General features: G+C 71.8%; 25 protein-coding genes. 12 read left to right on the top strand and 13 right to left on the bottom strand.

The features are described from left to right. Nucleotides 1–40: 40 nt before the first annotated feature. Nucleotides 41–1,843: an ABC transporter ATP-binding protein gene (locus tag ACFYZ3_RS23895; protein ID WP_388521183.1), complete on the bottom strand. Its 1,803-nt coding sequence runs from the start codon at nt 1,841–1,843 to the stop codon at nt 41–43. Nucleotides 1,844–1,989: 146 nt separating this feature from the next. On the opposite strand from ACFYZ3_RS23895, the gene ACFYZ3_RS23890 reads away from it, so the two are divergent. After that, nucleotides 1,990–2,451, top strand: coding sequence for a MarR family winged helix-turn-helix transcriptional regulator (locus ACFYZ3_RS23890; protein ID WP_388521180.1), 462 nt, complete (start codon nt 1,990–1,992; stop codon nt 2,449–2,451). 16 nt (nt 2,452–2,467) lie between these two features. On the opposite strand, the gene ACFYZ3_RS23885 is transcribed toward ACFYZ3_RS23890, so the two are convergent. After that, nucleotides 2,468–3,226 carry a hypothetical protein gene (locus ACFYZ3_RS23885; protein WP_388521177.1) on the bottom strand — a complete coding sequence of 253 codons (759 nt, stop codon included), beginning with the start codon at nt 3,224–3,226 and terminating at the stop codon, nt 2,468–2,470. Between the two features lie 233 nt (nt 3,227–3,459). Between ACFYZ3_RS23885 and ACFYZ3_RS23880 the strand changes: the two genes are divergently transcribed. From ACFYZ3_RS23880 to ACFYZ3_RS23865, 4 genes are all read left to right on the top strand, one after another. Continuing rightward, nucleotides 3,460–5,337, top strand: a complete 1,878-nt coding sequence (locus tag ACFYZ3_RS23880) for an ABC transporter ATP-binding protein (RefSeq protein WP_388521174.1) — start codon at nt 3,460–3,462, stop codon at nt 5,335–5,337. After that, nucleotides 5,334–7,115: an ABC transporter ATP-binding protein gene (locus tag ACFYZ3_RS23875; protein WP_388521172.1), complete on the top strand. Its 1,782-nt coding sequence runs from the start codon at nt 5,334–5,336 to the stop codon at nt 7,113–7,115. The genes ACFYZ3_RS23880 and ACFYZ3_RS23875 overlap by 4 nt, the downstream gene beginning before the upstream one ends. Before the next feature lie 255 nt (nt 7,116–7,370). After that, a complete protein-coding gene (locus ACFYZ3_RS23870) occupies nt 7,371–7,841 on the top strand; it encodes a DUF5709 domain-containing protein (RefSeq protein ID WP_361013552.1) in 471 nt (156 codons plus the stop codon). Nucleotides 7,842–7,904: 63 nt separating this feature from the next. Next, nucleotides 7,905–8,177 (top strand): type B 50S ribosomal protein L31, encoded by a 273-nt coding sequence (locus ACFYZ3_RS23865; protein ID WP_104632641.1) that lies wholly within the window; start codon nt 7,905–7,907, stop codon nt 8,175–8,177. A 20-nt stretch (nt 8,178–8,197) separates the two neighbouring features. Here ACFYZ3_RS23865 and ACFYZ3_RS23860 read toward each other — a convergent pair whose 3' ends face one another. Next, a complete protein-coding gene (locus tag ACFYZ3_RS23860; protein WP_388521168.1) occupies nt 8,198–8,992 on the bottom strand; it encodes a metal-dependent hydrolase in 795 nt (264 codons plus the stop codon). A 145-nt stretch (nt 8,993–9,137) separates the two neighbouring features. Between ACFYZ3_RS23860 and ACFYZ3_RS23855 the strand changes: the two genes are divergently transcribed. Both ACFYZ3_RS23855 and ACFYZ3_RS23850 read left to right on the top strand, forming a co-directional pair. Then, on the top strand, nt 9,138–11,651 hold the full coding sequence (locus tag ACFYZ3_RS23855) for a DEAD/DEAH box helicase (RefSeq protein WP_388521165.1): 2,514 nt from the start codon (nt 9,138–9,140) through the stop codon (nt 11,649–11,651). Between the two features lie 19 nt (nt 11,652–11,670). Beyond that, nucleotides 11,671–12,537 (top strand): acyl-CoA thioesterase, encoded by an 867-nt coding sequence (locus ACFYZ3_RS23850; protein ID WP_388521162.1) that lies wholly within the window; start codon nt 11,671–11,673, stop codon nt 12,535–12,537. A 1-nt stretch (nt 12,538) separates the two neighbouring features. On the opposite strand, the gene ACFYZ3_RS23845 is transcribed toward ACFYZ3_RS23850, so the two are convergent. After that, nucleotides 12,539–13,513: a DUF6397 family protein gene (locus ACFYZ3_RS23845; RefSeq protein WP_388521160.1), complete on the bottom strand. Its 975-nt coding sequence runs from the start codon at nt 13,511–13,513 to the stop codon at nt 12,539–12,541. Between the two features lie 138 nt (nt 13,514–13,651). Beyond that, a complete protein-coding gene (locus ACFYZ3_RS23840; protein WP_087810698.1) occupies nt 13,652–14,065 on the bottom strand; it encodes a roadblock/LC7 domain-containing protein in 414 nt (137 codons plus the stop codon). A gap of 105 nt (nt 14,066–14,170) precedes the next feature. Here ACFYZ3_RS23840 and ACFYZ3_RS23835 point away from each other — a divergent pair, with 105 nt between their 5' ends. Continuing rightward, a complete protein-coding gene (locus ACFYZ3_RS23835; protein ID WP_361013566.1) occupies nt 14,171–14,599 on the top strand; it encodes a PPOX class F420-dependent oxidoreductase in 429 nt (142 codons plus the stop codon). A gap of 28 nt (nt 14,600–14,627) precedes the next feature. On the opposite strand, the gene ACFYZ3_RS23830 is transcribed toward ACFYZ3_RS23835, so the two are convergent. The 5 genes from ACFYZ3_RS23830 to ACFYZ3_RS23810 form a co-directional block, all read right to left on the bottom strand. Continuing rightward, nucleotides 14,628–15,233, bottom strand: a complete 606-nt coding sequence (locus ACFYZ3_RS23830; RefSeq protein ID WP_388521156.1) for an ATP/GTP-binding protein — start codon at nt 15,231–15,233, stop codon at nt 14,628–14,630. Between the two features lie 68 nt (nt 15,234–15,301). Beyond that, nucleotides 15,302–15,715: a DUF742 domain-containing protein gene (locus tag ACFYZ3_RS23825; RefSeq protein ID WP_388521153.1), complete on the bottom strand. Its 414-nt coding sequence runs from the start codon at nt 15,713–15,715 to the stop codon at nt 15,302–15,304. Between the two features lie 18 nt (nt 15,716–15,733). After that, a complete protein-coding gene (locus tag ACFYZ3_RS23820; RefSeq protein WP_388521150.1) occupies nt 15,734–16,171 on the bottom strand; it encodes a roadblock/LC7 domain-containing protein in 438 nt (145 codons plus the stop codon). Next, nucleotides 16,168–18,759, bottom strand: a complete 2,592-nt coding sequence (locus ACFYZ3_RS23815) for a nitrate- and nitrite sensing domain-containing protein (protein WP_388521148.1) — start codon at nt 18,757–18,759, stop codon at nt 16,168–16,170. Before ACFYZ3_RS23815 ends, ACFYZ3_RS23820 begins: the two co-directional genes overlap by 4 nt. A 62-nt stretch (nt 18,760–18,821) precedes the next feature. Then, entirely contained in the window at nt 18,822–19,598 is a 777-nt protein-coding gene (locus tag ACFYZ3_RS23810; RefSeq protein ID WP_388521145.1) for an MHYT domain-containing protein, read from the bottom strand. A gap of 170 nt (nt 19,599–19,768) precedes the next feature. Between ACFYZ3_RS23810 and ACFYZ3_RS23805 the strand changes: the two genes are divergently transcribed. Then, the gene (locus tag ACFYZ3_RS23805) at nt 19,769–20,368 is read left to right on the top strand and encodes a class I SAM-dependent methyltransferase (RefSeq protein ID WP_388521143.1); all 600 of its coding nucleotides are present in this window, start codon (nt 19,769–19,771) and stop codon (nt 20,366–20,368) included. Between the two features lies 1 nt (nt 20,369). On the opposite strand, the gene ACFYZ3_RS23800 is transcribed toward ACFYZ3_RS23805, so the two are convergent. Next, nucleotides 20,370–21,125 (bottom strand): alpha/beta fold hydrolase, encoded by a 756-nt coding sequence (locus ACFYZ3_RS23800; RefSeq protein WP_388521141.1) that lies wholly within the window; start codon nt 21,123–21,125, stop codon nt 20,370–20,372. A 124-nt stretch (nt 21,126–21,249) separates the two neighbouring features. Between ACFYZ3_RS23800 and ACFYZ3_RS23795 the strand changes: the two genes are divergently transcribed. Continuing rightward, entirely contained in the window at nt 21,250–21,774 is a 525-nt protein-coding gene (locus ACFYZ3_RS23795; RefSeq protein ID WP_388521138.1) for a PadR family transcriptional regulator, read from the top strand. Here ACFYZ3_RS23795 and ACFYZ3_RS23790 read toward each other — a convergent pair. After that, complete coding sequence (locus ACFYZ3_RS23790; protein WP_388521136.1) at nt 21,760–22,659, bottom strand: oxygenase MpaB family protein; 900 nt, start codon at nt 22,657–22,659, stop codon at nt 21,760–21,762. The genes ACFYZ3_RS23795 and ACFYZ3_RS23790 overlap by 15 nt on opposite strands. A gap of 94 nt (nt 22,660–22,753) precedes the next feature. Between ACFYZ3_RS23790 and ACFYZ3_RS23785 the strand changes: the two genes are divergently transcribed. Both ACFYZ3_RS23785 and ACFYZ3_RS23780 read left to right on the top strand, forming a co-directional pair. Then, entirely contained in the window at nt 22,754–23,062 is a 309-nt protein-coding gene (locus tag ACFYZ3_RS23785; RefSeq protein WP_388521133.1) for a hypothetical protein, read from the top strand. A 139-nt stretch (nt 23,063–23,201) separates the two neighbouring features. Then, the gene (locus ACFYZ3_RS23780; RefSeq protein ID WP_388521130.1) at nt 23,202–24,119 is read left to right on the top strand and encodes a hypothetical protein; all 918 of its coding nucleotides are present in this window, start codon (nt 23,202–23,204) and stop codon (nt 24,117–24,119) included. Nucleotides 24,120–24,176: 57 nt separating this feature from the next. Here the strand turns inward: ACFYZ3_RS23780 and ACFYZ3_RS23775 are convergent, their stop codons facing one another. Continuing rightward, the gene (locus ACFYZ3_RS23775; protein ID WP_016325661.1) at nt 24,177–24,359 is read right to left on the bottom strand and encodes a hypothetical protein; all 183 of its coding nucleotides are present in this window, start codon (nt 24,357–24,359) and stop codon (nt 24,177–24,179) included. Nucleotides 24,360–24,577: the final 218 nt, after the last annotated feature.

The following is a 24,577-nucleotide window of genomic DNA, read 5'->3' as shown; positions in this document are numbered from 1 at the left end:
GGCACGGTAACCCCCACATGCACGCAAACCCGGCATATCTTCATCTTGTCGGCTCCAGTCGGGCGTCCCGGCGGACCAGCGCGGCATACCTCCCGTCCTGCGCGAGCAGTGCCTCGTGCGTGCCCTGTTCGGCCAGGCGTCCGGAGTCGAGGACCACGATCCGGTCGGCGTCACGGACGGTGGACAGGCGGTGGGCGATGGTGATCGTGGTGCGGTTGGCGGACAGGGCGTCGATGGCGCCCTGCACGGCGGCCTCGGTACGGGTGTCCAGTGCGCTGGTCGCCTCGTCCAGGACGAGGACGGGCGGGTCGCGCAGGATGGTGCGGGCGATGGCCAGGCGCTGCTTCTCGCCGCCGGAGAAGCGGTGGCCGCGCTCCCCGACCACGGTGTCGTAGCCGTCGGGCAGGGCGGCGATGTGGTCGTGGATCTGGGCCGCCCTCGCCGCCGCCTCCAGCTCGGCGTCCGTGGCGTCCGGCTTGGCGAAGCGCAGGTTCTCGGCGACGGTGGCATGGAAGAGGTACGTCTCCTGCGAGACGACGCCGACCGCGCGGGCGAGGGTGTCGAAGTCGAGGTCGCGCACGTCGATCCCGTCGAGGGTGACCCGGCCGTCCGTCACGTCGTACAGCCGCGGCACCAGGTGGCCGAGCGTGGACTTGCCGGCGCCGGTGGGACCGACGACGGCGAGGCTGCTGCCGGCGGGAACGGTGACGTCGATGCCGTCGAGGACCGGGCCACCCTTGCCGGCGTAGCCGAACCCGACGCTCTCGAAGCGGACCTCGCCCTTGATGTGGTCGAGGTGGACGGCGTCCTTTCGCTCGGTGATGTCGATCGGCAGGTCGAGGTACTCGAAGATGCGCTGGAAGAGCGCGAGCGAGGTCTGGATCTGCACTCCGGTCGACAGCAGGCTCACGGTCGGGCGGAACAGCCCCTGCTGGAGCGAGACGAAGGCGACGATCGTGCCGAGGGAGACGTCGGGGCCGCCGAGTTGCAGGGCGATGCCCGCGGTCCAGTAGATGACGGCAGGCATGGCGGCCATGACGATCGTGATGACGGCCATCCGCCAGCGGCCCGCCATGTTCGACCTCACTTCCAGGTCGACCAGGCTCTCGGACTCGTCCGCGAAGGCGCGGGTGAGCGAGTCGGACCGGCCCATGGTGCGGCCGAGCAGGATGCCGCTGACGGAGAGCGACTCGGTGACCGTGGCGGCCATCGCGGCCATCTGCTTCTGGCGCCGGGTGGTGATCTTCCTGCGTTCCCTGCCGACGCGACGGCTGATCCACACGAACACCGGGAGGAGCAGCAGCGAGACGACGGTCAGGCGCCAGTCGAGGACGACCATGGCGACGATCGTGGCGACCACGCTGGTCAGGTTGGAGACCAGTGAGGTCGCCGTGGAGGTGACGGTGGCCTGCATGCCGCCGATGTCGTTGGCGATGCGGGACTGGACCTCGCCGGTGCGGGTGCGGGTGAAGAAGGCGAGGGACATCTGCTGGAGCCGGCCGTAGACGGCGGTGCGCAGGTCGTGCATGACGCGCTGGCCCACGGTCGTGGAGATCAGGGTCTGCAGCACGCCGAAGACGCTGGTGAGGACGGCGCCGAAGATCATGCCGAGGGCGAGCAGGCTCAGCAGTCCCGTGCGCCCCTCGGGGATGGCGACATCGAGGATCTCCTTGAGCAGGAAGGGCGTGGCGACCGACACCAGGGACGCGGCACCGACCAGCAGGCCGACGACCGCGAGGCGGCCGCGGTAGGGGCGGAACAGCTTGAGGATGCGGCGCACCTGCCGGGGCTGTTCCACGGCGTCGGCGGGCGCGGTCCGGGCGGATTCGCGATCGGGGTGCATGGGCTCCTTCGGAGGCGGCGAGGAAGGCCGACGGAATCCTCGAACGGCAGACCTCCGGGGCCTGCGGCGGGCTCTCGTCGACCTTACGGATCATAGGTCATTGTTACCTATACTCACAATGAACATCATCCTGATATTGTTCCCGTATGACCGCCCCCGATTCCGACGGCCTGCTCGCCGAGCAGCTGCTGCGGCTCACCCGCCGGGTGCACCGCATCCAGAAGCGCCATCTCGAGCACCGCGACCTCGGCATCACCCCGGCCCAGTCCCGGCTCCTGCGCACGCTGGCACACTGGGGCTCGCCTCCCCGTATGGCCGACCTGGCCGAGCGGCTGGAAGTCGTGCCCCGGGCGGTGACGACCCTGGTCGACGGGCTGGAGGCGGCCGGGAAGGTACGCCGCGTCCCGGATCCCGCCAACCGCCGGGTCATCCGGATCGAGCTGACCGACGACGGGCGCGCCGCCCTGCGGGAACTGCGCGGTGCGCGCCGCTCCGCCGCCGAGGAGATCCTTGCCCCGCTGACGGACGAGCAGCGCGCGGTGCTGGGCGGACTGCTGGACACCCTGGTCGACGGGCCCGACACGGGCGAGGGCCGCCCGACGGCGTGAACGCAGTGGCCCGGACTCAGGCCTTCAGATGGGCCCTGTCCCCCATCACGACGACGGGGTGCCGGTCCGGGTCGAGCGTGCGCAGCAGGTACTCCATCGCCGGCTTGGGCAGGCTGACGCAGGCCGACGTACCGCTGCCGTGGTCCATGTGCAGCCAGATCGAACCGCCCTTGGACGTGCCTTCGGGGCGGGTCGGGTCGTTCGGCGGGGTGCCCTTGACCCGGTTGTAGTCGATGGCGATCACGTAGTCGAAGTCGTGCCAGTACGGCTTCGCCCACCACCGCGGTGCCGCGAAGCTCGCGGACCTGCTGTACGGCAGCCCCGTACCGGGGGCCGGATCCGGGTCCGGGAGCACGCCGCCCGCGTCGCTGAGCGTGAACACACCCACGGGGCTGCGTTTGTCGTTCTCGTGGTGGTCGGTCGTCCACCCCTTCGTGCCGTTGTGCCCCGCCCAACTCCGGTCGCGGTGCCAGGCGGAGCCCTGTCTGGTGTAGAGCACGACCGTGGACTCGGCGGAATTGCTGCCGTCCCCGTACACGGCGACCACCTGGCGCGAGTCTGCCGGGATGCGCCCCTGGAGCCGGTCGCCGACGCCGGGGATCCTCGTCGGGTCGGCCGCGGCACTGCTCCGGCCCGCCTCGCCGGGGGATTCGCCCGCCCGGGAGTCCCCGCCGTCCCCCGACGGGCCGCCGCAGGCGGACAGTGCCGTCCCGGCCAGCAGGGTTCCAAGGGCCGCCATCGCGACCGCCGTACGCCGTCCACCACCACGTGCCATCCGTCCATGGTCCCACTCCCCTCGGACAAGCCGTCAGGACGGCCTCGAAGCAGCGCACGCGCCGCGAGGGGTGGTGTGGAGGCGGTGTGGCGGACCGCAGCCGGATTCGTACCCCATCGCGGAAAACCGCTTGATTTTGGGCACGTCGCGACGCGAACCTTTCACGGTTTGCAGCCTCTTGATGCCGCATGGCAACGGCATCCCTGACACGAGCCACGAGCCACTGGGACGTCATGCAGATCCAAGACCTTCCGTATCCCGACCCGGGTGTGCCGGACGCACGCTCGGGCCCCCGATTCCTGTGGTGGCTGTTCCGCAACCAGCTCGGTGGGCAACTCAAGTCGCTGGCCTGGGGCCTGCTGCACTTCGCCTCCGTCTCCGCCCTGCCCTTCTGTGTCGGTCTCGCCATCCAGGCGGTCGTCGACCGCTCCGGCAGCCGGCTCGCCCTCGCGGGCGGCGTCATGGTCCTGTGCTGCGTCGGCAACGCGCTCGGCGACACCTTCCTGCACCGCGCCGCCGTCACCAACTGGATCACCGCCGCGGCCCGCGTCCAGCAACTGCTGGCCCGCAAGACGGCGCTGCTGGGCTCGGCGCTGACCCGGCGCGTCGCGGCCGGTGAGGTCGTGGCCGTGTCCACCGGCGACGTCGAGAAGATCGGCTGGTTCGTGGAGGCCGTCTCCCGCTTCACCGCGGCCGCGCTCACCATCGTGCTGGTCTGTGTGGCGCTGGTCGTCTACCAGCCGGCGCTCGGCGTCGTCGTGATCGTGGGCCTGCCCGTGCTGGCCCTCGCGGTACTGCCCCTGCTGCCCCGCGCCACCCGGCGGGCCGACGTCCAGCGCGACAAGGCCGGCCGGGCCACCGAACTCGCCTCGGACACCGTCGCCGGACTGCGCGTGCTGCGCGGCATCGGCGGCGAGGAACTCTTCCTCGACCGCTATCGCGGCGCCTCCCAGGAGGTGCGCCACGCTGCCGTGCGCAGCGCCCGCATGTGGTCCCTGATCTCCGCCATCCAGGTGCTGCTGCCCGGGCTGCTGCTGATCGCCGTGGTCTGGCACGGCGTCCACCTGGCCCGCGACGGCCGCATCGACGTCGGTGAACTCGTCACCGTCTACAGCTCCGTCATGATCCTCACCTACCCGCTGCGGCACTTCGAGGAGATCGCCATGGCGTACTCCTTCTCCCGGCCTTCGGCCAAACGGGCGGCACGGGTGCTGTCCCTGGAACGCACCACGGACACCGCGGGTTCGCGCGCCGCCGAGATCCCCACCGGCGACCTGTACGACCCCGCCACCGGTCTCCTGGCTCCGGCGGGCCGGTTCACCGCCGTGGTGTGCGGCGACCCGGACGCGGCCGGGCGGCTGGCGGAGCGGCTCGGCGGGCACCCCTCGGAGGAGGGCACGTCGGCCCTGCTGGGCGGGGTGCCGCTGGACGAGCTTCCCCTCAAGTCCGCGCGCACCGCCGTGCTGGTGCAGGACAAGGACCCGGTGCTGCTCTCCGGAACGCTCCGGGAGCTGCTGGACGTGCCCGCGTCCGGTGCCGTCGGCGCCGAGGACGCGCTGACCGCTGCCCAGTGCGGTGACGTACTGACGGCGCTCGCGCAGGGCTCGCTCGGCGCCGACGACCCGATGGACGCCCGCATCACCGAGCGCGGCCGTTCGTTGTCGGGCGGCCAGCGCCAGCGACTGGCGCTGGCCCGGTCCCTGATCACGGACCCGGAGGCGCTGGTCCTGGACGAACCGACCTCGGCCGTCGACTCGCACACCGAGGCGCGGATCGCGGAAGGCGTGCGGGCACTGCGCGCGGGGCGCACCACGGTGGTGTTCACCTCCTCGCCGCTGCTGCTGGACCGTGCGGACCGGATCGTGTTCCTGCACGAAGGCGAGGTCGCGGCGGTCGGTGCGCACCGGGAGCTGCTGCACACCGAGCCCCGGTACCGGGCGGTGGTGACCCGCGAGACCGACGAGGAGACCGCGGCGCACCCGGACGCCGTACCGGCAGGCCGGAAACTGGCGAAGGCCCCGACCGACGACGGCCGCGCCGAGGACCGGGACGACTCCCTGAGCGACGACGACGTACTGCACCGACTGGAAGAGATCGAGGAGACGGCATGATCGGCGTCGCGCCACCGTCCTACGACCCGGCGGCCCCCACGACGGCGAGCACCCTGCCCGTCGGCGCGCGCCCGACCGTGCGCGCATACGTGGGAGAGCTGCTGCGCCGCCACCGCCGGGCCTTCCTCTTCCTCGTCACCGTCAACACCGTTGCCGTGATCGCCTCGATGGCGGGCCCCTACCTGCTGGGCGGGCTCGTGGAGCGGGTCTCGGACGACGCGCGCGAGCTGCGTCTCGGCCTCACGGCCACACTCTTCGTGCTCGCCCTCGTCGTGCAGGCCGTGTTCGTGCGCGAGGTACGGCTGCGGGGGGCCATACTCGGCGAACGGATGCTCGCCGATCTGCGCGAGGACTTCCTCGTGCGGTCGGTCGGACTGCCGCCCGGTGTGCTGGAGCGGGCCGGCACGGGCGACCTGCTCTCCCGGATCACCACGGACATCGACCGGCTCGCCAACGCCATGCGCGAGGCCGTGCCCCAGCTCGCGATCGGTGCCGTGTGGGTGGTGCTGCTGCTCGGTGGCCTGGTGGTGACGGCGCCGCCGCTGGCGCCCGCGGTACTGATCGCGGTGCCGCTGCTGGTGATCGGCTGCCGCTGGTACTTCCGCAGGGCGCCCGCCGCCTACCGCTCGGAGGCCGCCGGGTACGCCGCGGTGGCCGCCGCGCTCGCCGAGACGGTGGACGCCGGGCGCACCGTGGAGTCCCACCGCCTCGACGCCCGTCGCATCGAGCTGTCCGAGCGCCGGGTCAGGGAGTGGACGGCCTGGGAGCGCTACACGCTGTGGCTGAGGTCGGTGCTCTTCCCCGTCATCAACGTCACGCACGTGACCGTGCTCGCCTCCGTCCTGCTCATCGGTGGTGTCTTCGTCCTCCAGGGCTGGATCGGGGTGGGTCAGCTGACCACGGCCGCCCTGATCGCGCAGATGCTCGTGGACCCGGTCGGCATCATCCTGCGCTGGTACGACGAGCTGCAGGTGGCCCAGGTGTCCCTGGCCCGGCTGGTGGGCGTGCGGGACATCGAGCCGGACGCCGGTGACGCCACGCTGGCCCCCGACGGACGGCACGTGCACGCCGACCGCGTGCACTTCGGCTACCTCGAGGGGGTGGACGTCCTGCGCAAGGTGTCGCTGGAGGTCGCCCCGGGCACCAGGCTCGCCCTGGTCGGCCCCTCGGGCGCCGGCAAATCCACCCTGGGCAGGCTGCTCGCGGGCATCTACGGTCCCAGGGAGGGCCGGATCACCCTGGGCGGGGCGGAACTCTCCCGGATGTCCGCGGAACGGGTCCGCTCGCACGTCGCCCTGGTCAACCAGGAGCACCACGTCTTCGTGGGCTCCCTGCGCGACAACCTCCGGCTCGCCAGGACCGGCGCCACCGACGCCGAGCTGTGGGCGGCGCTGGGCGCGGTCGACGCGGAGGACTGGTCCCGTGGGCTGGACGAGGGCCTGGACACCGAGGTCGGCTCGGGCGGCTTCGCGCTGACCCCGGCGCAGGCCCAGCAGATCGCGCTGGCCCGCCTGGTGCTGGCCGACCCGCACACCCTGGTGCTGGACGAGGCGACGTCCCTGCTCGACCCACGGGCCGCACGCCATCTCGAACGGTCCCTGGCCCGGGTCCTGGACGGTCGCACGGTGATCGCGATCGCCCACCGCCTGCACACCGCCCACGACGCCGACGTCATCGCCGTGGTCGAGAACGGCCGGATCAGTGAGCTGGGCAGCCACGACGAACTCGTGGCGGCGGACGGTGCCTACGCGGCACTGTGGCGGTCCTGGCACGGGTAGCCACGTCACGCTCTTCGAGAGCGGGAGGGTTCCGGGGCGGTGCAGCGCAGAGGCGACCGGCCCGGCGGGTACCCCGACGGCGTCCGTGCCGTTGCGCGGTCCCGAACGGGAGTGGAAGGCTGGGAGAAGGCACCGGCTCGAGGCAGGCCCGGGAACCGCGCGGTTCTCCGACGGGTGAGACCTGTGCCCCGTGCAGCGGCGGCCCGCCGCGGTCCACGGTGAGAAGGGGCCGGTCCCCACCCCCTGGAGGTATCCGTGAACAGCGTCGACGGATGGGGAGATGACGTCTACCAGCCCGACGGATCCGAGCAGCGGGAGGACACCGGCCTCCTCGACGGTGAGGACACCCTCGAGGAGGACGGTGTCGACGATCCCCTCGACCGGGGCTGGTCCCCGCCCGAGCGCCCCTGGGCGGTGGAGCACACCGGCGTGACGGCCGCCGAACGCCGCCGCGGCGAAACGCTGGACCAGCGGCTCGCCGAGGAGCGGCCGGACGAGCTCGCGCCCGACGGCGACGGGCTGGGCGATTCCGACGGCACCGACGGGGAACTGCTGGACAACGAGGTCGGCGCGGACCGCTCCGGCCGGCTCGTGGCACCCGACGAAGGGGCACACGAGGACGAGGAGCCGGCACTGGTCGCCCTGGACGTGGGCATCGACGGCGCGGCCGCCTCCGCCGAGGAGGCAGCGATGCACGTGGTCGACGAGGACTCCCTGCCCGGCTGACACCACTCGCGACGGCAGGCACCTGCCGTCGCCCCGATGAACCGTGCCGTACGAGGAGCAGCCATGCAGCAGGACAAGCACCCCGACTACCGGCCCGTCGTCTTCCGTGACCGCAGCGCCGGGTACGCCTTCCTGACCCGGTCCACCGCGACCAGCGACCAGACCATCGCGTGGGACGACGGCGAGACCTACCCGGTGGTGGACGTGGAGATCTCCTCGGAGAGTCACCCCTTCTACACGGGCAAGGCGCGAACGGTGGACTCGGAGGGGCGCGTCGCCCGCTTCGAGCGGCGTTACGGCGCGGGCGAGGGACAGGACACCGGGGAGACCGGCTGAGCCGACCGGGCCCGCGTCGCTCAGATGACGTTGAGCGCCGCCGCGCCGCCCACTCCCCCGAGCAGCATGAACACCGGCATCAGCACCTTCAGCTCCACCCAGCTGCCCGCCCGGAACCGCATGACCTTCGGCGGGCCGATGGGATACCACCGCTTGCGGCCCACCGGTATGGGCCACAGTATCGGGCAGCCGGAGACGGTCAACGCGTCCCCGATGTCGTGCACCAGCGCGCCGAGCACGATCGGCAGCCCCAGCCACAGGTACTCCTGGCCCGGCGCGGTGAACAGCCAGTCCGCGCCACCGTCCGGCTTGTCCAGGATCCCGGCGAGGATCCATGCGCTGGTCCCGGCCAGCAGCCAGACCAGCACGTCGCTGCTGGAACCGCGGGTGGCCCGCCAGAGCAGACCCTCGATGGCCAGCACCATGTGCACGAAGAGGATCGCCAGGACCGCCCAACGGCCACCCGTGATGGCCAGGACCGAGGTGCCGCCGCCGATCAGGACCGCCCACAGCCAGGTGTGCGTCAGGGTGCGGTGCCCGCCGGTGCGGCGCGGGTCGCCCCGCTTCTTCGTGGCCTTGTAGACGGCGTAGGACAGCTTGTCCACGATCTCGCACAGCCCCCGGGAGACCGGTCCGAAGGCCCGGGAGATGGTGGCCGCCTTGTGGTCGAGGTCGGGGGCGAGCGCCGCTCCGGCGCAGATCAGGGCTCCGGAGAGCAGCACCGGCCAGGGCATCGGATGTCCTGCGGCGGCGGTCGCCGCCCCGACGCCGAGCCACGCCGCGGCGCCCGAGAGTGAGTGTGCTGGTCCCATCATCGCCGTTGCCCGCCCCATTCCTCGTGTGCCGCTGTGCAGTTGTCCGCGTCCGCGGTTGCCGCGCCGGCGACCCAGCGTAGCGTTCGTGATCTTCACGCGGACAGCCGATTCCCCCATCACGACCCGGGACAGGCAAGATGGGGGCGTGACCCTCATCGATCAGCTGCCGCGGACCGCCGACCCCGATGCCTTGTACGAAGCCTTCGAGGCGTGGGCCCAGGAACGCGGTCTCACGCTCTACCCCCATCAGGAGGAGGCGCTGATCGAGGTGGTCTCCGGCGCGAACGTGATCGTGTCGACTCCCACCGGTTCCGGCAAGAGCATGATCGCGGCCGGCGCGCACTTCGCCGCCCTGGCCCGGGACGAGGTCACCTTCTACACGGCTCCGATCAAGGCGCTGGTGTCGGAGAAGTTCTTCGAGCTGTGCAAGATCTTCGGCACCGAGAACGTGGGCATGCTGACCGGCGACGCCTCGGTGAACTCCGACGCCCCGGTCATCTGCTGCACCGCCGAGGTTCTGGCGTCGATCGCGCTGCGTGACGGCAAGCACGCGGACATCGGTCAGGTCGTCATGGACGAGTTCCACTTCTACGCGGAGCCGGACCGCGGCTGGGCCTGGCAGATTCCCCTGCTGGAACTGCCGCAGGCCCAGTTCGTCCTGATGTCGGCGACGCTCGGCGACGTCTCCTTCTTCGAGAAGGACCTGGCGCGCCGCACCGGGCGTCCCACCGCGGTGGTCCGCTCGGCCACCCGTCCGGTGCCGCTGTCCTACGAATTCCGCTACACCCCGCTCACCGAGACGCTCACCGATCTGCTGGCGGCCCGGCAGGCCCCCGTGTACATCGTGCATTTCACCCAGGCGCAGGCCGTGGAGCGGGCGCAGGCGCTGATGAGCATCAACATGTGCACGCGTGAGGAGAAGGAACGGATCGCCGAGCTGATCGGCAACTTCCGCTTCACCACGAAGTTCGGCCGCAATCTCTCCCGGTACGTGCGGCACGGCATCGGCGTCCACCACGCCGGCATGCTCCCCAAGTACCGGCGGCTGGTGGAGAAGCTGGCGCAGGCGGGCCTGTTGAAGGTGATCTGCGGGACGGACACCCTCGGCGTGGGCGTCAACGTGCCGATCCGGACCGTGCTGTTCACCGCATTGACCAAGTACGACGGCACCCGGGTCCGCACGCTGAGGGCCAGGGAGTTCCACCAGATCGCCGGCCGGGCCGGGCGTGCCGGGTTCGACACGGAGGGCTTCGTCGTCGCCCAGGCACCCGAGCACGTCGTCGAGAACGAGAAGGCACTCGCCAAGGCCGGTGACGACCCGAAGAAGCGGCGGAAGGTCGTCCGGAAGAAGGCTCCCGAGGGGTTCGTCGCCTGGTCGGAAAGCACGTTCGACAAGCTCATCGGCTCGGAGCCGGAGCCGCTGACGTCCCGCTTCCGGGTCACCCACACCATGCTGCTGTCGGTGATCGCCCGCCCCGGCGACGCCTTCTCCGCGATGCGGCACCTGCTGGAGGACAACCACGAGCCGCGCAGGCAGCAGCTGAGGCACATCCGGCGGGCGATCGCCATCTACCGCTCGCTGCTGGACGGCGGCATCGTGGAGAAGCTCGACCAGCCGGACGCGGAGGGTCGCATCGTGCGTCTCACGGTGGACCTGCAGCAGGACTTCGCGCTGAACCAGCCGCTGTCGACGTTCGCCCTGGCCGCCTTCGAACTGCTGGACCCGGAGTCGCCTTCGTACGCGCTGGACATGGTGTCGGTCGTGGAGTCCACGCTGGACGACCCGCGGCAGATCCTCGCGGCCCAGCAGAACAAGGCCCGCGGTGAGGCCGTGGCCGCGATGAAGGCGGACGGCGTCGAGTACGAGGAGCGCATGGAGCGCCTCCAGGACATCACGTACCCGAAGCCCTTGGAGGAGCTGCTCTTCCACGCCTACGACACGTACCGCAGGAGCCATCCCTGGGTCGGTGACCACCCGCTGTCCCCGAAGTCGGTCATCCGCGACATGTACGAACGGGCACTGACCTTCACGGAGCTGGTCTCCCACTACGAACTGGCCCGCACCGAGGGCATCGTGCTGCGCTACCTGGCGAGCGCCTACAAGGCCCTCGACCACACGGTGCCGGACGACCTCAAGTCCGAGGACCTGCAGGACCTGATCGAGTGGCTCGGCGAGATGGTGCGCCAGGTCGACTCCAGTCTCCTCGACGAGTGGGAGCAGCTCGCCAACCCGGAGGAGATGACCGCCGAGGAGGCTCAGGAGAAGGCCGATCAGGTACGACCGGTCACGGCCAACGCGCGTGCCTTCCGTGTGCTGGTCCGCAACGCCATGTTCCGTCGTGTCGAGCTCGCCGCCCTGGACCAGGTCGGTGAGCTGGGCGAGATGGACGCCGACGCAGGCTGGGACGCCGACGCGTGGGGCGAGGCCATGGACAAGTACTGGGACGAGTACGACGACCTGGGCACCGGCCCCGACGCCCGCGGTCCGAAGCTGCTCATCATCGAGGAGGAGCCGCAGAACGGGCTGTGGCGCGTGCGGCAGATTTTCGACGACCCGAACGACGACCACGACTGGGGCATCAGTGCGGAGGTCGACCTCACCGCCTCCGACGCGGAGAGCCGTGCGGTCGTCCGTGTCACCGATGTCGGCCAGCTGTGAGCACAGGAGAACCCCACGCATGACGAATCCGGCCGAGAGCCTCGTCGCCCTGCTCGACCTGGAGCAGATCGAGGTCAACATCTTCCGTGGCCGCAGCCCCGAGGAGTCGCTGCAGCGGGTCTTCGGCGGCCAGGTGGCGGGCCAGGCCCTCGTCGCCGCGGGCCGCACCACCGACGGTGACCGCCCGGTGCACTCGCTGCACGCGTACTTCCTGCGTCCGGGACGTCCGGGAGTGCCCATCGTGTACCAGGTCGAACGGGACAGGGACGGACGGTCGTTCACCACCCGCAGGGTCACCGCCGTGCAGCAGGGCCGCACGATCTTCACGCTCACCGCCTCCTTTCACAAGCCTGAGCAGGGGAGTTTCGAGCACCAGTTGCCGCCGGCCCGCAAGGTCCCCGATCCGGAGTCCCTGCCGACGGTCGCCGACGAGGTACGGGAACACCTGGGCGCGCTGCCGGAGCAGCTGGAGCGGATGGCCCGCCGTCAGCCCTTCGACATCCGCTACGTCGACCGGCTTCGCTGGAGCGCCGGGGACGTCGAGGGAGCCGAGCCCCGCAGCGCCGTGTGGATGCGCGCCGTCGGGCCGCTGGGCGACGACCCGCTCGTGCACACCTGCGCCCTGACCTACGCCAGCGACATGACGCTCCTGGACGCCGTGCGCATCCCTGTGGAGCCGCTGTGGGGTCCGCGCGGGTTCGACATGGCGTCGCTGGACCATGCCATGTGGTTCCACCGGCCGTTCCGGGCCGACGAGTGGTTCCTGTACGACCAGGAGTCGCCGATCGCGACGGGCGGGCGTGGGCTGGCCCGTGGGCGGATCTACGACAGGGAAGGACGCATGCTGGTCTCCGTGGTCCAGGAAGGGCTTTTCCGGGCCCTGTAGATCAGGAGTCTCTGCGCCACAGCCTGCCGAACAGACCAGTCAGCCGTCCGGGTTGCTGCGCCGCGCGCGGTGCGGCGTTCTCCGCCTCGGGCGGCACCGGTTGCGCCGTCCCGCGGGGCAGGGGTTCCGGACCGGGCGGGTGCGGCGCACCGTGCGTGGCCGGGCGGGGCGCCGGACGATGGCGGCGGGCCACGTCCATCGCGGCCGCCAGGTCCGAGCGGAGCCAGTCGACCTCGTCCGGGTCGCCGGCCGTGACGATCTCCTCGGCGAGCTGCGCGGCCGGGGAGCCCGGCGACCCGTGCGTGGCGCGTGCGGGACGGAACCGGCGCAGATGGGAGCGCTCGTAGGGATCCGTGACGACGTCCGAGATTTCGGCGGCGTCGAGCAGCGACGCCACCGCCGCGGCCCGGGCCCACGGGTCGTCCGCCTGCCGGAGCAGGAATCCCAGATGCCTCCCCCGCCAGTTGCGGGGACGCAGGTCCAGCCCTTCCCCGAGCTGGTCCCGCAGGCCTTCGGGCGTGCGGCCCTTCAGCAGTGCGGTGTGGTGCTCGTCGGTCCTGAACTGCCGTAGCTCCTCCGCCGGATACAGCCAGACGACGGCGCGGTACCGGTTGACGTAGAACTTCACGGGCACCAGCAGTCCCAGCCGTGCGAGACGGGTGAACCGGGCCGTGGTCACGTCCATGAGGGCCGCGCCCTCCGTGGTCCCGACGGCCCGGACAGCGGCCCGAAGGACCTCGGGGAAGCCGTCCGCCGCCCGGATCCGGTCGATCTCGTCGCGGGGGACGCGCCGCCCGCCTCCTCCGTCGTCGGGCACCGTGCGGACTCGGCCGAGGTGCACGGCGAGGTCGAACTCGCTGCGCCTGAGGCCCAGCTCTCGCGCCGCGCGGCGGTAGGTGACCGGGGCGGCGCCCCGGGTGGTCCCGGTCCGATCGCCGACCGCTGCGACGTCGTGCGTGATGGTGTTGCCGGACATGGTTCGTCTCCCCCGTGGAGTGTGTGGCCGGCGCCGTCCGCGCCCGCCGACACCAAAAAACCGTAGCCGCAACCGCAGCATCCCTGGCGAGCCTGTGGATAACTCTGCGACCGCCCCCAGGGGCACCGACAGCGCAGGTCAGGGCTCGGTGGGCGATATTCGTCCCGGCTGCCGCGCGTCGACGTCGAGGTGCTCGCCGACCCGGTTCACGAGCAGCGTCATCTCGTACGCGATCTGCCCGATGTCGGCCTCCGCCCCGCTGAGCACGCACAGGCAACTGCCCGATCCCGCCGCGGTGACGAACAGGACGGCGTCGTCGAACTCGACCATCGTCTGGCGTACCTGGCCGGCGCCGAAATGGCGGCCCGAGCCCTTGGCCAGGCTGTGCAGTCCGGACGATACGGCGGCGAGGTGCTCGGCGTCCTCGCGTCGCAGGCCCGTACTCGCCCCGGTCACCAATCCGTCGTTGGACAGGACCAGCGCGTGCCGCACGTGTTCGACGCGTGCGGTCAGGTCGTCCAGCAGCCAGCCCAGTCCCTGGTTCTGCACCATGATCCGATCTCCCCGTGTCTCCCCGTACGCGTTGCCTCCCCCTGGCCGGGGGATCCGTCCGCCAGCCTTCACCACGCCCGTGCTCCGGGCAAGGAGGATGGGGGCATGGCACAGAAGATGACCGATGAGGAATGGCGGGCGTTCGTCTCGGACGGCACCCGCACCGGAAAACTCTCGACCGTCCGGGCCGACGGCAGCCCGCACATCGCGCCCATCTGGTTCCTGCTGGACGGGGACGACCTCGTGTTCAACACCGGCAAGGACACCGTGAAGGGGCGCAATCTGGTCCGTGACGGCCGCATCGCCCTGTGCGTGGACGACGACCGGCCGCCCTTCCACTTCGTGGTGCTGCAGGGACGTGCGCGTATCTCGGAGGACCTCGGCGAACTGCGGCACTGGGCCGCGCGCATCGGCGCGCGGTACATGGGTGAGGAGCGCGCCGAGGAGTTCGGGGCACGCAACGGTGTCCCGGGGGAACTCCTCGTCCGGGTGACCGTGGACAAGGTCCTGGCCCAGAAGTCGGTGGCCGACTGAGAGCCCCTGTCCAGAGGGACGGGTCCGGTCAGCGGACGGAGTCGAGGAGCCGGGCGGTGTGCATCCGCCCGGCGTACTCGACGAGCCGGATCAGCACTTCCTTCCCCGAGTCACGGTCCCGGGCGTCGCACAGCACCACGGGTGTCCCCGGATCGAGGTCGAGGGCGCGCAGGACGCTGTGCTCGTCGTGGCGGCGTGCTCCCGTGAAGCAGTTCACTGCCACCACGAACGGGATGTGCCGGTGTTCGAAGTAGTCAACCGCGGGGAAGCAGTCCGCCAGGCGTCGGGTGTCCGCGAGGACTACGGCGCCCAGCGCCCCCTGCGCCAGTTCGTCCCAGAGGAACCAGAACCGGTCCTGCCCCGGTGTGCCGAAGAGGTAGAGGGAGAGTCCGGACCGGATGGTGATGCGTCCGAAGTCCATGGCGACGGTGGTGGTGACCTTCCGGTCGATGCCGTCGGTGTCGTCCACCAGCCGTCCGGCCTCGCTGAGCAGTTCCTCGGTGCGCAGCGGCCGGATCTCGCTGACCGCGCCCACCAGGGTGGTCTTGCCCACGCCGAACCCTCCGGCGACCAGGATCTTCAACGCCAGCGCGGTCGTGTCGCCGTCCGTGGCGTCGGAGCGTTCGCAGACCATGGATCACTTCTCTCGGTGCGGGTGGTCGTGCACGTGCGTGCCGGTCATGGTCGTTCGTTCGGCCTTCCCTACAGAGCGCGCAGTCCGTCGATCACTTCGCGCAGAATCCGTTCGTCCGGCAACTGCGCCGGTGGCACGGGACGGCTGACGGTCACGCACCCGAGTTCCGCCAGGTCGCCGAGGAGCACTCTGACGACGCCCACGGGCAGGTCCGCGTCGGCGGCGAGTTCGGCCACCGACTGGGTCTCCGTGCGGCACAGGTCGATCAGCGTGCGGTGTTCCGGTCCGAGCACGGTGTCGTCGACGTCCGGTGCGCCGACTGCGCGCGTGACGAGGGCGATCAGGTCGAAGCGCACTCCCGAGGGACCCGGCCGGGTGCGGCCGCCGGTCATCGCGTAGGGGCGGACGAGGGGTCCGGCCTCGTTGTCGTACCACTGGCTGCCCGGTCCCTCCCGGCCGCCGCCCTTGATGTCGTCGGTCATCCTTGGGGCCCTTCCGGGTCATGCGCCGAAGGGTGGTCGTGCGGCGGCGCGTGGTGCGGTGTGGAGGTGCTCGCCGACGCGTCTCACCAGCCGTGCCATCTCGTAGGCCACGAGACCGATGTCCGCGGTCACGGCGGTGAGGACGGCGAGGCAGGAACCATCTCCCGCCGCGGCCACGAACAGGTATCCGTCGTCCATTTCGACCATGGTCCGGTGCACGCCCCCGGCGCCGAAGTGCCGGCCCGCCCCCTTGGCCAGGCTGTGGAAGCCGGAGGCGACGGCGGCGAGGTGCTCGGCGTCTTCGCGGGCGAGTCCGTGCGAGGCGCCCACGGCGAGTCCGTCGTTCGACAGCACCACGGCGTGACGCACCTCGGGTACGCGTCCGACAAGGTCGTCCAGGAGCCAGTCGAGTTGGCGGGACCGCTGGGCGGTCCCGGCGCCGGGATTCTGGATCATGCGGGGTCTCCTTCGGTGCTGTCACCGGTCGGCGATGGCGGCGGTGCGGGGTGGCCGGGGCGACGGCCACCGCCGCGCGACCAGCCGTCGCGGTAGGCGGTCATACGGTCCCGTACGGCCTCGGGGGTGCGCTGCTCGTCGTCGTGCGCCGGGCCGGGGCGGGCCGGCTCAAGGGGTCTGCCGTCGCGCAGCTGGGGGGCGAGACTCGCCTGCCGTACCCGGCGGGGCAGGTCGTCCGGCTCCCCCGTCGGCTGCGGCGGGCCGGGGATGTCGCTCCTCGCGGGGGCTTCGGAGGTATCGGGGACGTCGGAGGACCGGTGCAGCCGCAGCGCGGGCGCTCCGGGGGGCCGGCCCGATGTGGTGGTGCGCGAGGCGGCCGGTACGGCGGATGTCAGTGCCGGCCGGTCGACCGGTGCCGACACGGTTTCCTGCTGCCCGGCGGCGCGGGGCACGCGCACGTGCGGGTTCTCCTCGGCCCGGGCCGCCTCGTGGGCCGCGCGGGCAGGAGGTGGCGCCGTTTCGCTGTGCAGGAGTGCGGTGGGCAGGAGGACGACCGCGGTGGTGCCGCCGTAGGGGGAGGTCCTGAGGTGCACCTTGATGTTCTGCCGGGCGGAGAGTCGGCTGACGACGAACAGACCGAGCCGGTCGCTGTCGAACAGGTCGAGCGTCTCCGACCGCGCGATGCGGTGGTTGGCCTCGGCGAGGGCGTCCTTGCCCATGCCGAGGCCGCGGTCCTCGACCTCGATCGCGTAGCCGTTGCCGACCGGTTCGCCGGTGACGCGTACGCGTGTGTGGGGTGGTGAGAACTGGGCCGCGTTCTCGATGATCTCGGCCAGGAGGTGGGTGACGTCGGCGACGGCCGCGCCCTGGACGGACGCGTCGGGGAGCTGCCGTACCTCCACGCGCGCGTAGTCCTCGACTTCGGAGACGGCTGCACGGACCACGTCGGTCAGGGAGACCGGCATGCGCCAGGCCCGTCCGGGCGCCGCGCCGGAGAGGATGATCAGGCTTTCGGCGTGGCGCCGCATGCGGGTGGTGAGGTGGTCGAGCCGGAAGAGGTCGCTGAGTTCGTTCGGGTCGTCGGAGCGGCGTTCCATGCTGTCCAGGAGGCTCAGTTGGCGGTGGACGAGGATCTGGCTCCGGCGGGCGAGGTTGACGAAGACCCCGGCGATGCCGCCGGCGAGTTCGGCACGTTCCACCGCGGCGCGCAGGGCGGCCCGGTGCACGGTGTCCAGTGCCTCGGCGACCTGACCGGCCTCGTCCTCGGCGGGAGGCCGCGGCGGCGCCTCGGTCCGGATGTCGATCTCGTCCCCGGCCCGCAGTCTGCGCATCGCCTCGGGGAGCTTGTGCCGGGCGATCTCCAAGGCGCTGTTGCGCAGGCTCACCAGCTCGACCACCAGGCCGCGGCCGATGCGGACGGAGATGACGAGCGAGGCGGCGACGGCGAGGAGTCCCAACAGGACCGCGGCCCCGGCCGGAGTGAGCACCCCGCGGGTGAACGGGTCGGCCCGGTCGGCAACGGAACGTCCGGCGTCCCGCTCGATGGCCCGCATGCCGTCGCGCACGCGCGCGTGAGCCGCGTCCCAGGCGGTCCGGGATGTCGTGGCCCCGGCCGGCCGTTTTGGCGATCCGCTGTCGAGCAGCCGGTCCTCCGTGGCGCCCACGGTCAGGTAGGCACCGCTGCCGGCCAGATCCCGCCAGGCGGCCCGCTCGGAGCCGCCGAGATCGGCGACGGCGGACTCGGTCAGCGTCCGGCGCGTGGCGACGGCGCCGGTGAACAGGCGCAGCCGCTCGCCGGCGAGTCCGTCGGCCGGGCGGACACCTCCCAGCAGGGCGTCCTCCTGGGCCAGTGCCTCGCCCGCGCGGGCGAACTCGACCAGCACGCGCGCGTCGGATCCCGGATCGGCGTCCTGGACCCCGCTCAGCGCGCCGCCCACGTGAAAGGCGGCCGAGATGGCCGCCGTGTAGCGGCGGTAGGCCTCCTCCCAGTCCGCCCGGTGGTCGAGGACGGCGGTACGCAGCGACGCCAGCCGTTCGGCGCCGGTGACGAACGCCTCGAGCCGCCGGGCCACTCCGGCAGGCAGTTCCTCACTGTCGGCCACGGTGTGGTGGTCGCCGAGCCGCAGCTGTCCCACCGCGCGGTCGGTGCGCGCGATCCGTTCCCGGAAGTCGGCACCCGGCACCGACGACGGGTCGGTGGCGTGGCGCACGGCCGCGAGCCGCTCGGCCTGCAGGGCGGCGACGGCGGTATTGACGGGGGCCCGGACACGGGCGTCCACACGCTGGACCTGCCGCAGCCGGGAGACGTCCTGGGCGGTGGTGACGGTGGCGTACGCCCACAGGGCCAGCAGGGATACGACGGGCACCATCAGGAGGCAGATGATCCGGGCGCGCACGGTGCGGGGCTGCACGCGCCCGCGCCACGCGCGCGTGGCGGGCGGGTCGGGTGCCTCGCCCGCGGGCTCGGCCGGGCCCTCGTCGGCGGGTGGTCCGGCGTGCGCGCGACGGCCGCGCACGGACGGCGGGGCCGAGGTCTCGGCGCCGGCTTCGGGCGTGGGACGGGCGGGGGTGGTACGGGGTGGACGCATGGCCTCCTCGCTCGGGGCGGTGTTCGGCGCGTTGTCGCCGGGCCCTGACGCCCGGTCCGCCGTTACGGGGCGGTGCTCCCGGCGGGTTGCTGCCGGGCCGAGGCGGACGCCTCGTGCTCCCGGGCCGTCGGCGACAGCGCGACGAAGGCCGAGGTCAGGAAGAGGTAGGACCCGAGGCCGACGGCGAGGGGGAAGATGAACTGCATCGCCGTGGCCCCGGGCAGCGCGTCGCCGGAGGGCGTGACGCGCACGCTCACGGCGAGCATGCCGGTGTAGTGCATGCTGCTCACCGCCGCCCCCATGATCAACGAGGCGAAGGCGACGGCGAGCGGCGACCGGGTGTTGAGCGCCGCCCACAGAGCGGCTGTGGCGGCCGCGACGGCGATGACCACCGAGAGTCCGACGCGTACCGGGTCGTAGCTCACCTCGCCGTGCAGGCGCATGGCCGCCATGCCGAGATAGTGCATGCTCGCGACGCCGATTCCGGTGGTGAGTCCGCCGAGCAGGAGTGCCCCTGCCCGGTTGCGGCCGTAGCCGACGGCGAAGACGCCGGCGCAGACGACGAGCACCGCGACGAGCAGACTCACGAGGGTGAGCGGTACGTCGTACCGGATGTCCGTGCCGCTGACCCGGAAGCCGAGCATGGCGACGAAGTGCATCGTCCAGATGCCCGTGCCGATCGCCGAGGCCGCGGTCAGGAGCCAGTTGCGGCGCGTGCGCCCGGTGGCGGCCAGGGCGCGCACGGTGCAGCGCAGCCCGAGGGCGGCGCCGGTACAGGCCATCGCGTACGACAGCGCGGGGGTCAGCCAGCCGAGAGCGGCGTGGTCCAGGTGTCCCATGGCCCCGGGACGCTAGTCCCGAACGGGGCGCACAACGGGGGCGCATTTCGAAAGGTGTTGCTATCTGGCACAGAGGTGAGATGGAACGATCGCGTCACGCTCGAACGTGTGCACTGCGGCTCTCTCTGTGCTCCGCGTGGTTCGCGTGCGCTTGGGGGATCATGCGAAGCATGAGCGACGACCACACGCACGTCCAGGAATTCTTCGGCTCCCGGGCCGCCGACTGGGACCGCCGGTTCCCGGACGACGGACCGGCCTACACCGCCGCGGTCGCCGGGCTGGGGCTGCGCGAGGGCGATCGGGTGCTCGATGCCGGATGCGGCACCGGTCGCGCCCTGCCCCCGTTGCGTGCGGTCGTGGGGCCGTCGGGGCTGGTCGTCGGGGCCGATCTGACGCCTGCCATGCTCCAGGCCGCGGTACGGGCGGGGAGGGACCGTGACGGACGTCTGCTGCTGACCGACGTGGCCGCGCTGCCCCTGCGTTCCCGGACACTCGACGCGGTCTTCGCCGCGGGTCTCGTCGCGCATCTTCCGGATCCGGCCCGAAACCTGCGGGAGTTGGCGCGCGTAGTGCGGCCCGGCGGTGTGCTGGCACTGTTCCACCCGATCGGCCGGGCGGCCCTCGCGGCACGGCAGGGGCGGCGGCTCACGCCGGGCGACCTTCGTGCCGAGGCCAACCTCCGGCCGCTGCTGGCCGGTTCAGGGTGGGAGATGACGGCGTACGTCGACGAGGAGGATCGGTTCCTGGTCCTGGCGACCCGCACGGGCTGAGTCAGTCCCGCCGGGCGATCGCCGCCGCGAACGCGTCGGGGCGGTCGAGCATGACGTTGTGCCCGGCACCCGGCACGGTCGTCACGCGCACGCCGGCCGCTTCCAGGGCCTCCCGGCCCGGCAGTTCGCCGCTGAGTTCGCCCTGAAGACAGACACGCTCCACCTTGAGCTCCGCGAGGAGGATGCGCATGACCGGGTCCGATCCCCGGCACAGCCCGACGGCGGAGCGGTGCAGGGCGCGGGGATCCGTCAGCCGCATCGTCGCGGCCCACTGGGGGCCGACGTCCTCAAGCACGCGCGCGTGGCCGCCGGCGACGAACTCGTCCTCCTTGTAGGAGGCGATGACGCTGCTGCCCGCGGTCGGCGGCGGGGGCGCGTCCAGGTTGGCCTCCGTGAGGACCAGGCGGGAGACCAGTTCCGGCCGCCGGTGGGCGAGGACGACGGCGACGGCACCACCCATGCTGTGCGCGACCAGTTCGGCGCCGGTCAGTCCTGCCGAGTCCAGAGCGGCGGCCAGCGCGTCGGCGTGGTCGACGAGCGTGTACCCGAAATCCTCAGGGCGGTCGCTGATGCCGTGACCGGGCAGATCGACGAAGAGGCTGCGCCGGCCGGCGAGTTCCGCGCGCGCCGCGATGTGGGCGTGGTACACGGACGAGACCGAGCCGAGCCCGTGCACGTACACCCGGGCGGGTTCCTCTCCGGGCGTCTCCGTCCAACGGATGAGACTCCCCCTGTCGTCGAACCGTGCCTCGTTCATGCCGTCCCCCCGTGATGTGCCACGTTCCTCATGCCGCGCCAGAGGATACATCGCCTACGATGTATTGAGTGCACGATGTACACCGACTTCAAGAGCCGCAGAGGCCTCGGGAGACAATGCGGGCATGCTGGAGCTCGCCGTCCTCGGTTTCCTCTACGACAATCCACTGCACGGCTACGAACTGCGCAAGCGCATCACCGCGCTGACGGGGCACGTACGGCCGGTCGCCGAGAGCACGCTCTATCCCGCTATCAAGCGCCTGGAGACGGCGGGCCTTCTCGAGCGCACCACGCAGCCCGGTTCCGTTGCCGCACCGCGTCATGTTCTGACCCTCACCGAGGAGGGGCGGCGGGAGCTGCGCCGACGGCTCGCCGAACCCGTTCGGCGCGACATCACCGACGAGAACCGCTGGTTCACGGTGCTCGCCTTCCTCCGGCACCTGGACGACGCCGCCGCCCAGGCCGCCGTACTGCACCGCCGGCTCGCCTTCCTGGAAGAGCCCGCGAGCTTCTTCTACGACGGTGACCGCCCGTTGGGCGCCGAGGAGTTGGACGACCCCTTCCGGCGTGGCGTACTGATCGTCGCGCGGGCCACCTCCCGGGCGGAACTCAGCTGGCTGCGGGAGACGATCGCGTCACTCGGCGGCTGACGTGTCGATGTGTCGGACCGGGCAGCCCCGGAGGCCGGGGGCCGGGCGGGTGCCCAGATCGGCCAGCCGGTAGCCGTTCGGATAGCCCTTGATCTCCCAGTTCTGCCGGGCATGGTGCGGGGCGCGCCTTGGCGGCAGCAGGCGGACCGCGCGCCCGCGCAGCCTGACGGCGCGGCGCACGACCGCGCGGGTGACGGGGCTCGGCGGAACGTAGCCGAAGGCCCGCAGCAGGGGTTCGTCGAGCAGGGCGAGGGTCCCGGCGCGCAGGAGCGGTGCAAGAGGGCGCGGATACCAGGAGGCCATGAGGTCGAGTGTGGCGTCGGAGACGCGGCGCGCGCCCTCGTCCCAGGCGAAGTGGGCCTCCTCGTAGGCGTCGAGGCAGGCCTCGAACTCCTCGTAGGAACCGGGAACGTCCTTGATGCCCATGTGCCGCCCCAGCGTGTGGTAGTGCGTGGCGGAGGCGACGGTCTCGTGGCGCGACATCCGGCGCCATCCGTAGGTGTCGATCCAGCGCTTGGGGATCACCACGAACGTACACAGGACGTACCGCATGTCGTCGTTGGTGATGTCGTAGCTGCGGTGCATCTGGTTGATGCGCCGGATGGCCGTGCGGCCCTGCCGGCTGTCGAAGCCGTGCTCGACCACGGCGTCGAGCAGCAGCGCCGTGTCGTCGTAGCGCTTCTGGGGCCGGTCGGTGAACTCCGCGGTCTCGGCGAGCAGTCGGCCGATGCTCGGCACGGCGTAGGTGCGGTAGAGCGCCAACTCCAGGGCACGCGCGAAGTCCCAGGGGAACTCGTAGGCCGAGCACAGCCGATAGATCTCCGAGGCGTCCTCGTGGGGATCCATGCGCCGGATCCGCGCCAATCGCTCGAAGCGTCCTGCCATGGCCGCCCCCTTCTGCCGTCGGGACTTCAACTCTACGTTGAGTAGCAGGAGATGTACGGTCAGCCAGGGTGATCGGTTGGGGAGGGTGGTTCGCTTGTTCGCCAGGATCCGCGAGGCTTGGGACAGATCCCGCACCGCTCGGCGCACGGAGGGGAGCAAGCAGGGGGCCACGGGCGGCGGGCCCCGCTCGCACAACCTGTTCGAGGCCGCAGCCGCGTACGTCTCGGCGTGCGTGGACGACGACCAGGACCGGATCGACGAGGCGGCGGGCCGCGTGTCGCCGGAGGCCCTGTCGTTCGGGGTCAACGAACTGGCGTGCCGGGCCGTGATCGCGCTCGCGCGGGAACGGGACGAGCCCCCGGGGGACGTGGCCCGTGCGCTGCTGGGGCTGCCCGCGACCTGAACCCACCCCCGGCGCCGGGTGGTCGATTCGCCCCCGTCCAACCGGAAAGCTGCAGCTCGGGTGCGTCCGGGAGTCGTGACAAGGGCTTCTCCGGCGCACTAGGGTGCCCGCCATTGGACGAACCGATGGGGAGGCTGGGATGGCCGGGACGGACGAGGACGCCGTCGCCGCCGCGGACGATGCGCTCTATGTGCTCACGGCGGTACTGCTGACGCCGGCGAAGTTTCCGAGTGTGCTGGGCGACGACTACCCGGAGGCGTGCGCCGCGCTCGGTCTCCCACCGCTGGCCGACGGCTACGGCCTGGTGCTGGGCCAGGACGGTGACGGCGCCCGGTGGACGGTCGTCGTCGATGACGTCTCGCTGGTGGCCGTCGCCGTGGCGTCCTGGGACTGCGGCATGGAGTACGACCTGTCGCCGGACGAGCGAACGGTCGTCACGGCACTGCCCGGCTGGCCCCTCGCGGTCGCCGTGGCGGCACCCGGTGTACCCGTGCCGCACGACCCGGGACCCGAGTCCACCGACCAGCCCGCACTGTGCCCGCCGGACACCACCGTCTGGGGGCCGCCGCAGCGCCGCCTGGGGGCCGACGAGATCGCCCTGCAGTGGGCACAGTGGCGGGAGCAGATCGACGACGCGGAGTTCCCGACGCCGGGCGGCGACGCCGGTGCGGCGGAGGGGGTCCCCGGCGACGGCGGAGAGGGCGGCACGGGCACCGGCGCGGGCACACCGGCCGACGCCGCGGACCAGAGCGTGGCCACGGACGGTCGGCCCGGCGCGGAGGTCTCCGGACACGGCGGGGTCCGGCGGGTCCTCGCGGAGGCCCGCGCCTACGTCGACTCACCACCGCCGCTCGGCCGGGTCCGGTCGTCGTTCGCGCCGGGGGACGCGCGGACGCTGCGTGCGGACGGCCCCGGCTGGTCACTCGTCGCCAGGACCGACGACATCGCCTTCATCCTGCTCGACGAGGAGCCCGGTGAGGTCATGCCGGTGGGGCGGGGGCCGTCGCTGCCCGGACTCCTGGAAGCCCTCGACAAAATGGCCGTACGGCCGAGCTGACCGGGGACACGGAAGGCGTCCCACCGCCGGGAGCCGGCCGTCGTGGGCGTCAGCGCCTCAACGGCCTATCTCCTTGCGTGAGACACGGCGCAGCCTGCGCCGCTGCGAGGGGTCGAGCGTGAGGTAGGCGGCGGCCGGGACTCCCAGAACTATCAGCAGGGCGGCCCACCAGGGCAGCCAGATCAGCAGGATGAGCCCGGCCGCCACGCCACCTGCTGCGACCTTGGCGTTCTTCGACATGATGTCGCCTCCTTCGCGGCCACTGCCGCTCTCTGTCCTGAAAACGGACCCGCGCTCGTGGCGGTTCCGCGGCGCGACCCTGAGAACTCCCTGAGGACCGACCCCTACGCGCCCCTGAGAGCTCGTCGGCGACCGAGTCCGGGAAGGCATCGGCGCAACACCTCCCCCACTGAATAGTGACGCATGCCACGCCGAAGTCGCAGCCCACGGTCTCGACG

The organism is Streptomyces sp. NPDC001599, assembly GCF_042893535.1.
GTDB lineage: Bacteria > Actinomycetota > Actinomycetes > Streptomycetales > Streptomycetaceae > Streptomyces.
This window is presented reverse-complemented; position numbering and strand designations above follow the sequence as displayed.